Here is a 12,824-nt window from a genome sequence, read left to right as displayed (position 1 = left end):
CGCACGCTCGGCCGCCGCACCCTCAGCCGCCGCACCCTCAGCCGCCGTTCGCTTGGCCACCGTTCGCTTGGCCACCTTCTACTTGGCCACCGTTCGCTTGGCCACCTTCTACTCGGCCGCCGTTCGCTCGGCCACCGTTCGCTCGGCCACCGTTCGCTCGGCCACCGTCTGCTCAGCCGCCGTCTGCTCAGCCGCCGTCTGCTCAGCCGCAAAGCGGGCGCGCTCTTCTACCTCGATTGCGGCATAGACCGTGCGCTCGGTGCGGTCTGCGCGGAAGATCGCGCGCATCATGAGCCAGAAGATCAGCCCCACCAGCAGCGTGGGAATCAACGAGTACGCCGCGTTGGCCCAAAAGTTTTCGATCACCGGTCAAGACTACGACTCACGGCTGGGCGAACGGCGGCCGAGCTGTTGGATGCCGATAGCGCGCTGATCAGGCTGGGCACCCTTCTTCTTAGCGACCGGAGACTCCCTATTTGACCAGGGGAAAGAGGATTGTCTCGCGCACACCGAGCCCGGACAGGGCCATGAGCAGGCGATCGACACCCATCCCCATACCCCCGGATGGTGGCATCCCGTACTCGAGGGCGCGCAGGAATTCCTCGTCCAGACGCATGGCCTCTGGATCGCCCGCAGCGGCGAGTTTTGCCTGCTCGACGAACCGCTCACGCTGGATCACGGGATCCACCAGTTCGGAATAGCCGGTCGCGAGCTCGAAGCCGCGCACATAGAGATCCCACTTCTCGACGAGACCGGGCTCGGTGCGGTGGTCGCGTACGAGAGGCGAGGTGTCCACCGGGAAGTCCATGACGAAAGTGGGGCGGGTGAGGCCAGGCTTCACGAAATGCTCCCACAGCTCCTCGATGAATTTGCCCGGGGTCGGCTGGCCGACCTCCACACCCACGGAGTCGGCATAGCCGCGCAGCTCGTCGAGGGGGGTGTGCGCGGTGATCTGCCAGCCGGATGCCGCATTCAGCGAGCCGAGCATGGTGATGCGATCCCACTCACCGCCGAAGTTGTACTCGGTACCGTCGGCGAGCGTCACGGCCAGACTGTCGCCGATGGAGAGCGCGGCCTTCTGGATCATCTCCTGGGTGAGATCCGCCATCTGGTTGTAATCGCCGTAGGCCTGGTAGGCCTCCACCATGGCGAACTCGGGCGAGTGCGTGGAGTCCGCACCCTCGTTGCGAAAGTTCCTGTTGATCTCGAACACCCGCTCGATACCACCGACGACGGCGCGTTTGAGGAACAGCTCGGGGGCGATACGCAAGAAGAGTTCGGTGTCGAACGCGTTGCTGTGGGTGACGAAGGGCCGTGCGGATGCCCCGCCGTGCATGGTCTGCAACATCGGGGTCTCCACCTCGATGTAGCCGTGCTCATCGAAGGTCTTACGCAGGGAGGCGACGGCGGCCGAACGGTCGCGCACCATGCGGCGCGCACCCTCCCGCGCTATCAGGTCGAGGTAGCGGGCGCGCACCCGGGTCTCCTCATTGAGCTCCACATGAAGGTTGGGCAGCGGGCGCAGCGTCTTCGCTGCGATCTTCCATTCCTTCACAAGCACACTCAGCTCGCCTCGGCGGCTGGAGATCACCTCTCCAGAAACGAAGAGGTGGTCGCCGAGATCGACGAGATCCTTCCACTTCAGGAGCGACTCCTCACCCACCTCGGCGAGCGAGACCATGGCTTGGATGCGCGATCCGTCGCCGGACTGCAGCGACGCGAAACAGAGCTTGCCCGTGTTGCGGAGGTGCACTACGCGGCCAGCCAGTCCCACGGTGACGCCGGTGACGGCATCCGTTTCCAGGTGCTGGTACTCAGCCCGCACGGCGGGAATCGTGGTGGTGATCGGCAGCCCGACGGGATAGGCCTCGGCGCCGGAGGAGATCAGGCGCTCACGCTTGCCGAGGCGCACCCGGGTCTGCTCGGACAGCTCTTCTTCCGTCGGTTCTGGCGGCGTGGTCTGCTCGGTCATGCGGGTGTACTCCTGAAGGTAGCGGCTCGCCCAAGCTTACGGTCGCACGGTCGAACGCTTTCGCGGGGGCGGGAGGAGTCCTGCCCATACACCATGGCGGTGGGATGCCTCGGCGTCAGGGCTTCCCCGCGTCGCGCACCAGCCACGGCGGGCGTATACGGACAATCCGGGGCAGCTTGCCGACCCGGATTGTCCGTATACGCCCGGGGTGGGGCGGGGCGAGGCGGGGGGTGGGGCGGCAAGAGGTGGGGGCGGAAGGAGGCCCCGGCGCTAGGACCGCGCGGTTGCGAGGAAGATCGCCGCGTTATCGATGAGACGCGTTGAGCCGACACGCGCCGCGACCAGCACGATCGCTCGCCCCTGATAAACATCGTCGACCGGGAGGAAGGTCTGGGGGTCGACCACCGCGAGATAGTCGAGCTGCACGAGGTGCTCCCCCATCAGCACCGACTGCGCGGCGGCGAGAACCGCATCGATGCCCCGGTCAGCGGATGACTCGGCCGCCTCGAGCGCGATGGATAGCCCCCGTGCGGCCCGCTTCTCCTTCACGTCAAGAAACCGGTTGCGACTCGAGAGGGCGAGACCGCCGTCTTCGCGCACCGTCGGCACGATCTCGACCGCGACGGGCAGGTTGAGGTCAACGATCATCCGCTTCACGAGGAATACCTGCTGGGCATCCTTCTGCCCGAACAGCACGACCGCGGGTTGGGCGACGTTCAGGAGTTTCGACACCACCGTGAGCACGCCGTCGAAATGTCCCGAGCGGGTGTGACCCTCGTAGAGCGAGCCGACCCGACCGGCAGTGACACGGGTGTCGCTCGAGCCCGTCGGGTACATCTCGGCAACACTCGGGGCGAAGACCGCGCTGACGCCGAACGGCTCCAGCTGCTTCAAGTCTTCCAGCAGGGTACGCGGATAGCGGTCGATGTCCTCGGTGGGACCGAACTGCATCGGGTTGACGAAGATGGAGACGATCACCAGGTCGGCGATCTCGCATGCCCGCTGGGCGAGCGCGAGATGGCCCGCGTGAAGTGCACCCATCGTGGGCACGAGGGCTATGCGTTTTCCTGCAAATCGGGCTTCAGCGGTTATCTCTCGCAGCTCGGAAATTGTCTCGGCTACGGCTATCGGCATCCCTCGATGCTAGTGCCACGAGTGTGCAGCCAGCAGATGTCGCTGCCCATTACACGTGTTGTCAGTTGAGACCTGTGTCAGTGCGAACGGCGCAGCGCGTTCTCCACCGATGACCGCACAAGCGGCCCGAGCACAGCCCCTGGCGATTCGATGCCGATCGAGGCAAGCAGGCTCGTGGCCTGGTCAACGATGGCGCTCGAGAAGCTCGTCGCCGTCGCGATCGCCTCCGCGTAGGCGGGGCGATCCTCCTCCGCGATGATGATTGGCTCGCCGCCCATCTCGACAACGAGCGCCTGCCCGATCGGCTGCACCGGGCCCGGCGCGGTCACCGCGAAGTATGCTCCGACAAGTTGCGCGATATCGATGGTGGTACCCGTGAATGATACGGCTGGATGAATGGCAAGCGGAATAACGCCGGCCGCGATAGCGGGAGCGAGCACGGCCGTGCCGTACTCGGCCGCCGTGTGCAGCACGAGCTGCCCCGGCTGCCACGCGCCCGTTGACGCGAGCCCAGCAACCAGCGCCGGGAGCTCAGCGGCGGGCACCGCAAGGATCACCAGTTCGCTGCGCTCGATGATCGCCGGTACATCGAGGATCGGCACACCGTGGAGCATCGCCTCCGCACGTTCGCGACTGGATGCCGAAATCGCGGAGATGCCGACAACCGCATGTCCGGCACCGGCGAGGGCGGCCCCGAGCACCGGGCCGACGCGGCCGGCACCGACGATCCCCACTCCGAGGCGGCCTGAGCGGCGGCGGGCATCCTCCTCGCGGTCAGAGGCGGGCCGGGAATCAAAGGTCATGCGGAAAGCTCCCCAGAACGCCAGCGGTGAGAGGTGTCAGCGTAGCCGGAGCGCACTGCGACCTCGGCCACTTCGGTAAAGAATGCCAGAGCGGCAACCTGATCCACGGCTCCGAGGTTTGCCGTGATTGGCCCGTGCACCGTATGCAGTTGAATCGAGGCGAGGCGCAGTCGGCGCAGAAGCGGCCCCTGGTGCAGCCCGACGCTCTGCAGTCGCGGCTGCGGCACGATGATCAGGCGTCGCCAGATGGCTCCCTTGCGAAGCAGCAGCGAGCCGGGAACGATTGCGAATCCATTGCGACGCCAGGACAACGGCCGCAGCCAGATCGCGCGACGGGGCGAGTTGGTGAAGCCGTCAGAACCACCCGAGGTCATTCCGCTTTCGATGAACGAGCTCGCCTCCTCGCCGACGAATTCCGGCAGTATGAGCTTCAGCACGGCCGTGACATCCGCTAAATTACCCACCGGAAGGATGGTCGTGTTCGCCTGGTTTGCCGAACCCCGACTCGAGGTCTGGCTGGCGCGATTGACCCGAATCTGCCACCAGCCGGCCGGGCGCCAGAGCAGCGACTGGCTGACCTCGATCGAGTGAATACGTCCGGGCGGCAGCGTCTCGTTGCTGGTGGACAAGAGGCCGAAACCGATGCGTACGCCATCCGGTGTGCCCGCGATCGTGTAGCGCAGCGACTTGGAGAACCGGCGCACGTAATAGCCGCCGAACCCGATAATGCTCGGAAGCGCGAACACCAGCACGAACAAGCGGCCGGTCACTGAAATCCAGATCGCGGCCCCAATGATGACCAGCACTGCGATCACAGTGCCGGTACCGAGGAACATCGACCCGAACAGTCGACCGAGATGGATCTTCACCACGGACTCGGGCGGTGCGGCATCCGGATCCAGTTCGGGCGCGCGGAATTCGGTTATCCGCCGGTCCAGCAGCGTGCCCGTTGGTGCTACCGCGGGCTGATCGATAGCGGACTGGGCGATAGCCGACTGGTCGACAGCGGACTGGGCAACAGCAGACTGGGCAACAGCGGCACTCCCGGTCGCTGACTGCCCCGCCGTTGATGCCTCTGTGACGCGGGTTCCGGATGCCCGGCGCAGTATCTCGCGGCGCAATTCATCGGCCGCAACCGAGCTGAGATAGGAGAGCTGCACATTCGCGTCGTGACCGGCCTGGCTGATCTCCAGCTTCGCCGCACCGAAGAGCCGGGCGATGAATGGCCGCACGATGTTGATGCCCTGGATTCGGTCGAGCTGCGCCTTGCGATTGGTACGAAAGAGCACGCCGGACCGCACCTCGACCACTTCGCTGGTGATGCGAAAGGTGTGCATCCGCCAGGAGACAAAGAAGCCGCCGATCAAGACGACCAACAGCAGCGCGAGCACCCCGAGCACCTGCAGAATGATGCCGTTTCGCACGACGTAGTCCACGGGATCCCCGCCGTTGTCAAACCGCGGAAGAAACAGCCCGAGCAGCCGCTCGCGCAGGTTGCTTGCGACGTAGCCAAGCACGACGATGAGCGCGAAACCACCCTTCAGCAGCGGGGTGGCGGGGTGGAGTCGATGCCACTCGCCGTCGGTGAGATGCGCGACGACCTTCGGCACCCCGACCAGCCCCGAAGCGGGAACAGAGGCTGGCACGGAAGCGGGCCCAGTAGCAGGAGTCGAGGGCTCGGTCACAGTCCCGCCCGACGACTCTCCGCAACCGACACAAGGTGGTCACGCAATTCTTCGGCTTCCGCCTCGGTAAGGCCGGGGATCGTCACTCCGGCAGCAGCCGCAGCCGTGACGAACTTCAGTTCGCTCAGCCCAAGCCCGCGGGCGATCGGGCCGCGATTGATGTCCACAAGTTGCATGCGTCCGTAGGGCACCGCGACAAAGCGCTGCCACATGATGCCGCGACGAAACAGCAGGTCATCCCCTCGCAACTGGTAGCCGATGGAACGCACCCGTCGAGGGGTGAGCGCGAGGTTCACGATCGAGACGAGTGCGAGGACGGCGAGCACCACCACGGCAATCCAGACCTGAAGCAGAAACATCACCACTCCTGCGGCAAGCAGTACCACGAGGGATCCGGCGCCGCCCGCCAGTTCGACCCAGACCAGCCGCGGAGAAACGCGACGCCAGGTCACCCCGGGCAGTTCGAGCCGATTCATGCTGGTCCTCGCCATCCTCACCGTGTCACTGCTGTACCGGCACGGCCCGATTGCCCGAGCCTTCGTCATCGTCCGGCGGGATGCTGCACATATTTTCGGCTATCAACCCACCGACCAGCAGGCCTGCCGCCCCGACGAGCGTCACCACCACCTGCAGAACCGAGCCTACTGCGGGCATGACGGAGCGGCTGAGAAGGTAGACGAGCACGCCAGCGCCAAAGCCGGCAATAAGCGAACCACCCAGTGCGCTTGCCTTGGCGAGCACGAGCACTCGCGTCGAGTAGTACGGATCGATCGGGTGCACGGTTTTGCCACGAGTCAGTCGGCGGATCGGCAGTGCGAGCACCACGACCATGACTCCGATGGCCAGAAGCGCGAGTCCGAGGGTGAGCGGTGGCAGCACGATTCGGCGCCCGGATGTAGCGAGTGCGGCTTCCAGAAATCCGCCGCCGACGCCGCCGATCAGGGCGAGCAGCACGGGAGTCAGGACGCTCGTGCGCTTCATCTGCGTGGCCGTTTCAACTGCGCCGCCGTTTCAACTGCGCTGTGCGTTTCATGGCCGCGTCCACAGTGGCGCCGCTTCGAACAGCCAGACCTCATCGGAGAACGCGACCGTGAGCGAATCGATGCGGCCATGCCCGCGGATCTCGGCATCCGGATCCACTTGCAGCCAGGGCACAATCACGAAAGCGCGCTTAGCAGCGAGCGGATGCGGGAGGGTGAGGTCGACCGTCTCCCGCAGCAGCCCGGCGAAGTCGATGATGTCGAGATCGAGCGTACGATCACCCCACCGTTCAACCCGCACACGACCGTGGTCGGCTTCGATGCGATTCAGCTCCGGAAGAAGGTCTTCGGGATCCAGCGCACTCTGCACGAGCATCACCGCGTTGAGGTAGGCAGGCGCCTCGGCATCCGTCCCCGTTGTTTTGACCGCGTGAGACTGCACAATTGCCGAGGCCGCAGTCACCGTGACATCAGCGAGCGCGTCGATATCTCGAACGGCGGCCCGCAGGTTCTCTTCGCGGTCACCAAGATTCGACCCGAGCGCGATGACGGCCGGGAGCACAATCCGGCGTCTCACGCGCTCGGGTGAGGCGCTCGGCCGCGCGTGATCGTCACCGAGACGTCGCCGAAGGGCACCGTGATCGGCGCAGAGGGCTTGTGGATGGTGACGGTCGTCCGCACGGCGCGCTCGTAACCCAGCGCGATTGCAGCGACCCGCTCGGCCACGGTCTCGATCAGGTCGACCGTATTTTCCTGCACCGCGGCATAGATCGCCTCGGCCAACTCTCCATAGTGGATCGTCTTGGTCACGTCGTCGGAGGATGCAGCCGGTGCGAGGTCGATCACGATCTCAAGATCGATAATGAACTCTTGGCCGTTCTCGCGCTCGAAATCCAGCACACCATGGTGAGCGAAGATGCGCAGCCCGGTGAGGCGGATGTTATCGACCGGAATGACTTCACCCGTCGCGACCCCGTTCGCGACCCCGTTCGAGACTCCATCTTTTGCCACTGTGTCGCTCATGGTTGCATCGCCTCCCAGACGTCGAGGGCGTCCCGTGTGACCGCCACATTGTGAACACGTACGCCCCAGACCCCGGCCTGAGCGGCCAGGGCACTGATCGTTGCGGTGGCGGGGTCCCGCGCCGAGGTGGGAGCATCCGGCGCGACGAGAGCTCCGAGGAAGCGCTTGCGGGATGCCCCGATCAGGATCGGATAGCCGATCGCGTTGAGGGCTGCGATGTTGGAGAGCAGCTGCCAGTTCTGCTCGGCCGTCTTGGCGAACCCGATGCCGGGATCGAGGATGATTCGATCCGGACGCACCCCGCTCACAATGAGCTCGGCCACCCGGTTCCTCAAATCGTTGCGCACATCACACAGCACATTTTTATCGTGGGTGCTCGGTCGGCCCGCATCGCCCGACGCATTCGGCCCGCGCCAGTGGCTGGCCCTCCAGTGGCTTGCGACGAAATGCAGGCCGGTCTCAGCGGCAACCTTCGCCATGGCGGAATCGGCGAGTCCGGCCGACACATCGTTGATGATCACCGCACCGAGTTGCGCCGCCGCCCGCGCGGTGGATGCATTCATGGTGTCGACACTCACCGAAATTTTACGATCGACCAGCGCTTCGATCACCGGGAGCACACGGCGCTGCTCCTCGATCGCTGCCACCCGTTTCGCCCCCGGACGGGTCGATTCTCCCCCGACATCCACGAGCTGGGCGCCGGCGGCCACGAGCTCTTCTGCGTGTGCCACGGCGGCATCCACCTCGAGGTAATCGCCGCCGTCGCTGAATGAATCCGGCGTCACGTTGACGATCCCCATGATGCGCGGGCGGATGAGGCCGATCGGACGATCGGGCCCACGGGGGGCACGTTCGTCATTCACGGCGTGACCCCGATCAAAACCATGATCTCGGCGCGTTCGACGGGGCGGGAGAGGATGCCGCGGCTCGCGAGCGTGACGATGGAGCTGCGCGTCTGCCGGCTACCCCGCGCGGTCACACAGCCCTGCGTTGCATCGAGCACCACGAGAACACCACGAGCATCGAGGCCGGTCTCGAGGGCATCCGCGATCTCCTCGGTGAGGCGCTCCTGCAGTTGCGGACGCGATGCAAGCGTCTCCACCACCCGGGGAAGAGCGCCGAGCCCGACGATGCGATCGTCCGGGAGGTAGGCGATGTGCGCAACCCCGGTGAATGGCAGGAGGTGGTGTTCGCACATGGACCGGAATTCGATGTCCCGCACGAGCACAAGCTCACCGATCTCGGACGAATCGGGTACGAAGTCCACACTCGGCGCGAGATGATCGAGCGGATCCTCTGCGAGCCCGGCAAAGAACTCGCCGTACGACTGCGCGATCCGCTTCGGGGTACTCGACAGTCCCGCCCGGGCCGGATCCTCGCCGATGGCGGCGAGGATCTCGAGCACGGCCGCTTCGATCCGTGCGGTGTCGATGGTCACGGTAGCGAGCGCACGGGGACTAGGCGGTGGCGATGTCGGGACTCTTGCGCGGACGAGGCGTGCGGGCCTTCTTCACCGGTTCCGAGGTCACGCCACCGTCGACCACTCCAGCATCGATTGGCGCCTTCTGAGGCACGACCACGGGCGGCAGAGCCGACACCGGACGGTTGGTGCTCGACAGCCACTGGGGCCGTTCCGGCATCTTTTTCACGTCCTTGAAAATCTCAGCGAGCTCGGTGTGATCGAGCGTCTCCTTCTCGAGCAGAGCCGTAGCGAGCTTGTCGAGAATGTCGCGGTTCTCGTTGAGAACCTCCCACGCCTCGTTGTGCGCGTTCTCAATGAGGGTGCGCACCTCGGCATCCACCTGCTCAGAAAGTCGCTCGGAATAGTCGCGCTGGCTGCCCATATCGCGGCCGAGGAACATCTCGCCCGATCCGGAACCCAGTTTGACCGATCCGATGTTCGATGACATCCCAAACTCGGTGACCATCTTGCGCGCGGTCGAGGTGGCTTTCTCGATGTCGTTGGAGGCCCCGGTGGTCGGATCGTGGAACACCACCTCTTCCGCCACGCGCCCACCCATTGCGTAGGCGAGCTGGTCGAGGAGCTCGTTGCGGCTGATCGAGTAGCGATCCTCGAGCGGGAGCACCATCGTGTAGCCGAGGGCGCGCCCGCGGGGCAGGATGGTGACCTTCGTCACCGGGTCGGTGTTGCGCATGGCGGTCGCGACGAGCGCGTGCCCGCCCTCGTGATAGGCCGTGATGAGCTTCTCGTGGTCGCGCATCACCCGGGACCGTCGCTGCGGACCGGCCATCACGCGGTCGACGGCCTCATCCAGCGCCCGGTTGTCGATGAGCTGGGCGTTAGAGCGGGCGGTGAGCAGTGCAGCCTCGTTGAGCACATTGGCGAGATCGGCGCCGGTGAACCCGGGCGTCTTGCGTGCGAGCACTTCGAGGTCGACTCCGGCGGCCAGTGGCTTGCCTTTACCGTGCACCTCGAGAATCTTCTTGCGGCCGAGCAGGTCGGGAGCGTCCACTCCGATCTGGCGGTCGAAACGGCCGGGTCGCAAGAGTGCCGGGTCGAGAATGTCGGGACGGTTGGTCGCCGCGATCAGGATGACGTTCGTCTTGACGTCGAATCCGTCCATCTCGACCAGGAGCTGGTTGAGGGTCTGCTCGCGCTCGTCGTGCCCGCCCCCCATACCGGATCCACGGTGGCGTCCGACCGCATCGATCTCGTCGACGAAGATGATGGCCGGGGAGTTCTCTTTGGCCTGTGAGAAGAGGTCCCGCACGCGGCTCGCGCCGACGCCGACGAACATCTCGACGAAGTCCGATCCGCTGATCGCGTAGAACGGTACGTTCGCTTCGCCGGCCACCGCGCGAGCGAGCAGGGTCTTGCCGGTGCCGGGAGGGCCGTAGAGCAGCACGCCCTTCGGGATGCGCGCGCCGACGGCGAGGAACTTGGCCGGATCCTTCAGGAAGTCCTTGATCTCCTCGAGCTCTTCGATCGCCTCATCAGCACCCGCAACATCAGCGAACGTGACTTTCGGGCTCTCCTTCGACACAAGCTTCGCCTTCGACTTTCCGAACTGCATCACCTTGGAGCCGCCGCCCTGCATGCTCGAGAGCAGGAACCAGAAGATCAGACCGATGATGATGAACGGGATGACGAGGCCGAGGAGCGACGACAGCCAGTTGCCCTTGTCGACCTGGTCGTCGAACTTCGTGCCTGAGGCGTCGACCGCTTTCACGATGTCGGCGCCGCGGGCCGTCGCATAATAGAACTGCACTTGCTTGCCATCGGCACCTGCCGTGGCGAGCGTGAGGTCGACGCGCTGTTCGGCATCGACGATCTTCGCGGAGGAGACTCTGTTGTCCTGAAGGAGGGCGAGACCGTCCTTGGTCGTGATCTCCTTGAATCCGGATCCGCTCAGAAGGCTGAAACCGACTGATACGACGATGACCGCCAAAAGTACATAAATGAGGGGGCCGCGGAGAAATCGCTTGAAATCCATAGTGTTCCGGAGGTTAATCCCGGCACCTTTCTGACGAAGAATTGTGTCTGAAGGCTACCCGAGGGGCACTGGGTGGCTGCTGCATGTTTGCCGTAGGCGTAATCCACGCCGCGGGTCTCGAGACCCGCCTACGCGTAGACGTGCGGCGCCAACACGCCGATGTCCCGATAGTTGCGGTATTTTTCCGCATAGTCGAGCCCGTAACCCACCACGAAGGCGTTCGGGATCTCGAATCCGACGTACCGCACTTCAACGGCCAGCTTGGCCGCGCCCGGCTTGCGCAGCAGCGCGCAGATCTCCACCGAATCCGCTCCGCGCGTGCCGAGGTTTGCCCGGAGCCAGGTGAGCGTGAGTCCCGAGTCGATGATGTCTTCGACGATGAGCACCTTGCGACCATGCAGGTCGGTGTCGAGATCCTTGAGAATACGCACAACACCGGATGACTCGGTGCCGGAGCCGTATGACGAGACAGCCATCCAGTCCATCTCGATCGGCAGGGCGAGCTCCCTCGCAAGATCTGCCATCACCATCACTGCGCCGCGAAGCACTCCGACAAGCAGCAGCCGCTCCCCGGCGTAGTCCACCTCGATTCGGCGGGCGAGTTCGGCGATCTTGTCGCGAATCTCCTGCTCGGTGATCAGCACACTCTCGAGGTCATCGGCGATATCGCTGTATTCCATGGAGACATTCTTTCATCGGCGGGGCAGGTCGTCGGCACCCTCTTCGGCCCGACTCACCCCCGGGTCGAACGAAAGTGAAGCAGTCCGCCGACTCTCTCAACGCAGATACCCGGGAGGTCGACGCCAGCCTGTCCATGCCAGTCGATCACCAACCGGCCCACCTCGAGCGTCTGCGATCTGGTGAGACTCACACCGAACTCCGCAAGCACCGTGGCGCGGATGATCCGCTGCCGTAGCGCCGGCGGATTGTGCTCGAGCGCCCGGGCCGCGAGCGAGATACCAGCCTCGGCATGATCGGCCAACTCTTCGAGTTGATCTGCTGCGAACCGGTCGAGTGCGTCACTATCTTCCCTGGCGAGGTCGGCCGTGCGGGCAAGCGCCTCGGCGAAACCGGGACCAAGCTCTCGTTCGAGCAGCGGCAGCACGCTCTGACGAACGCGCACCCGGGCGAATCGCTCGTCATAATTTTGCGGGTCGTCCCACGGCTGCAGCCCGGAATCGGCGCAGAACTGAACGGTCGTCGCCCGAGCGACAGCGAGGAGCGGACGACAGTAAATGCCGCTCTGGGCCGCCATCCCCTTGATGCTCCCGAGCCCGCTGCCGCGTGCCAGCCCGAGTAACACGGACTCGGCCTGATCGTCTCTGGTGTGGCCGAGCAGCACCCGGACCGCGCCGGTCTCGTGCGCCGCGGCGGCAAGGGCGGAGTATCGCGCGATGCGGGCGGCGGATTCCGGTCCACCCTCGGCCCCGACGATGACCGCCGTCACGATCACCGGGTCGAGCCCGAGAGCGCGCGCCTGGCGTGCTGCCCGTGCCGCGACATCCGCAGAGTCAGACTGGAGGCCGTGATCGACGATCACCGCACCGGCTCGGATGCCCGAGCGCGGTGCCTCGAAAGCGGTGGCGGCGGCGAGCGCGAGCGAATCGGGTCCACCGCTGAGTGCCACGAGCACCAGAACATCCGCGGATGGCAGGAACGCTGGTGTGAAAGAGGACAGACCTGCGCGCACCGCAGAGCGCACGGAAGCAATTGCGGGAGTCAGTCGAGGTCGTGTGCTCATCCGATAACGTTATTGCGTTATCCACCGAACT

At 65.1% G+C, this 12,824-nt stretch carries 14 protein-coding genes; all 14 read right to left on the bottom strand.

What is annotated here, in order from left to right; genetic code table 11:
* Nucleotides 1-108: 108 nt before the first annotated feature.
* Nucleotides 109-366 (bottom strand): hypothetical protein, encoded by a 258-nt coding sequence (locus IWX88_RS12135; RefSeq protein ID WP_196830855.1) that lies wholly within the window; start codon nucleotides 364-366, stop codon nucleotides 109-111.
* Nucleotides 367-472: 106 nt separating this feature from the next.
* Nucleotides 473-1,972, bottom strand: coding sequence for a lysine--tRNA ligase (gene lysS, locus IWX88_RS12130; protein ID WP_196830697.1), 1,500 nt, complete (start codon nucleotides 1,970-1,972; stop codon nucleotides 473-475).
* Between the two features lie 270 nt (nucleotides 1,973-2,242).
* Complete coding sequence (panC, locus tag IWX88_RS12125; protein WP_196830694.1) at nucleotides 2,243-3,106, bottom strand: pantoate--beta-alanine ligase; 864 nt, start codon at nucleotides 3,104-3,106, stop codon at nucleotides 2,243-2,245.
* Nucleotides 3,107-3,183: 77 nt separating this feature from the next.
* On the bottom strand, nucleotides 3,184-3,909 hold the full coding sequence (locus IWX88_RS12120) for a Rossmann-like and DUF2520 domain-containing protein (protein WP_196830692.1): 726 nt from the start codon (nucleotides 3,907-3,909) through the stop codon (nucleotides 3,184-3,186).
* Nucleotides 3,906-5,555: a PH domain-containing protein gene (locus IWX88_RS12115; RefSeq protein ID WP_370568351.1), complete on the bottom strand. Its 1,650-nt coding sequence runs from the start codon at nucleotides 5,553-5,555 to the stop codon at nucleotides 3,906-3,908. Before IWX88_RS12115 ends, IWX88_RS12120 begins: the two co-directional genes overlap by 4 nt.
* Nucleotides 5,556-5,590: 35 nt before the next feature.
* Nucleotides 5,591-6,070 (bottom strand): PH domain-containing protein, encoded by a 480-nt coding sequence (locus IWX88_RS12110; RefSeq protein WP_231369259.1) that lies wholly within the window; start codon nucleotides 6,068-6,070, stop codon nucleotides 5,591-5,593.
* 25 nt (nucleotides 6,071-6,095) lie between these two features.
* Entirely contained in the window at nucleotides 6,096-6,575 is a 480-nt protein-coding gene (locus IWX88_RS12105; protein ID WP_196830686.1) for a DUF3180 domain-containing protein, read from the bottom strand.
* Between the two features lie 48 nt (nucleotides 6,576-6,623).
* Nucleotides 6,624-7,151, bottom strand: a complete 528-nt coding sequence (folK, locus tag IWX88_RS12100) for a 2-amino-4-hydroxy-6-hydroxymethyldihydropteridine diphosphokinase (RefSeq protein WP_196830684.1) — start codon at nucleotides 7,149-7,151, stop codon at nucleotides 6,624-6,626.
* Complete coding sequence (gene folB / locus IWX88_RS12095; protein WP_196830682.1) at nucleotides 7,148-7,597, bottom strand: dihydroneopterin aldolase; 450 nt, start codon at nucleotides 7,595-7,597, stop codon at nucleotides 7,148-7,150. Before folB ends, folK begins: the two co-directional genes overlap by 4 nt.
* Nucleotides 7,594-8,460, bottom strand: a complete 867-nt coding sequence (gene folP / locus IWX88_RS12090; protein ID WP_370568350.1) for a dihydropteroate synthase — start codon at nucleotides 8,458-8,460, stop codon at nucleotides 7,594-7,596. Before folP ends, folB begins: the two co-directional genes overlap by 4 nt.
* Nucleotides 8,457-9,035: a GTP cyclohydrolase I gene (folE, locus tag IWX88_RS12085; RefSeq protein WP_196830680.1), complete on the bottom strand. Its 579-nt coding sequence runs from the start codon at nucleotides 9,033-9,035 to the stop codon at nucleotides 8,457-8,459. Before folE ends, folP begins: the two co-directional genes overlap by 4 nt.
* 19 nt (nucleotides 9,036-9,054) lie before the next feature.
* Nucleotides 9,055-11,052 (bottom strand): ATP-dependent zinc metalloprotease FtsH, encoded by a 1,998-nt coding sequence (ftsH, locus tag IWX88_RS12080; RefSeq protein ID WP_196830678.1) that lies wholly within the window; start codon nucleotides 11,050-11,052, stop codon nucleotides 9,055-9,057.
* 128 nt (nucleotides 11,053-11,180) lie between these two features.
* On the bottom strand, nucleotides 11,181-11,732 hold the full coding sequence (gene hpt / locus IWX88_RS12075; protein ID WP_196830676.1) for a hypoxanthine phosphoribosyltransferase: 552 nt from the start codon (nucleotides 11,730-11,732) through the stop codon (nucleotides 11,181-11,183).
* Nucleotides 11,733-11,785: 53 nt separating this feature from the next.
* The gene (gene tilS / locus IWX88_RS12070) at nucleotides 11,786-12,793 is read right to left on the bottom strand and encodes a tRNA lysidine(34) synthetase TilS (protein WP_196830673.1); all 1,008 of its coding nucleotides are present in this window, start codon (nucleotides 12,791-12,793) and stop codon (nucleotides 11,786-11,788) included.
* Between the last annotated feature and the right edge of the window lie 31 nt (nucleotides 12,794-12,824).

Source organism: Frigoribacterium sp. CG_9.8, assembly GCF_015751965.1.
GTDB lineage: Bacteria > Actinomycetota > Actinomycetes > Actinomycetales > Microbacteriaceae > Lacisediminihabitans.
Note: the sequence above shows the minus strand (reverse complement) of the source record. Positions and strands in the feature narration are given on the sequence as shown.

Bases quoted from the DNA above. Each gene is read 5' to 3' on its own strand.
- ftsH (WP_196830678.1), bottom strand. From the start codon at position 11,052: ATGGATTTCAAGCGATTTCTCCGCGGCCCCCTCATTTATGTACTTTTG.
- IWX88_RS12105 (WP_196830686.1), bottom strand. From the start codon at position 6,575: ATGAAGCGCACGAGCGTCCTGACTCCCGTGCTGCTCGCCCTGATCGGC.
- panC (WP_196830694.1), bottom strand. From the start codon at position 3,106: ATGCCGATAGCCGTAGCCGAGACAATTTCCGAGCTGCGAGAGATAACC.
- folB (WP_196830682.1), bottom strand. From the start codon at position 7,597: ATGAGCGACACAGTGGCAAAAGATGGAGTCTCGAACGGGGTCGCGAAC.
- IWX88_RS12120 (WP_196830692.1), bottom strand. From the start codon at position 3,909: ATGACCTTTGATTCCCGGCCCGCCTCTGACCGCGAGGAGGATGCCCGC.
- tilS (WP_196830673.1), bottom strand. From the start codon at position 12,793: ATGAGCACACGACCTCGACTGACTCCCGCAATTGCTTCCGTGCGCTCT.
- IWX88_RS12110 (WP_231369259.1), bottom strand. From the start codon at position 6,070: ATGAATCGGCTCGAACTGCCCGGGGTGACCTGGCGTCGCGTTTCTCCG.
- lysS (WP_196830697.1), bottom strand. From the start codon at position 1,972: ATGACCGAGCAGACCACGCCGCCAGAACCGACGGAAGAAGAGCTGTCC.
- hpt (WP_196830676.1), bottom strand. From the start codon at position 11,732: ATGGAATACAGCGATATCGCCGATGACCTCGAGAGTGTGCTGATCACC.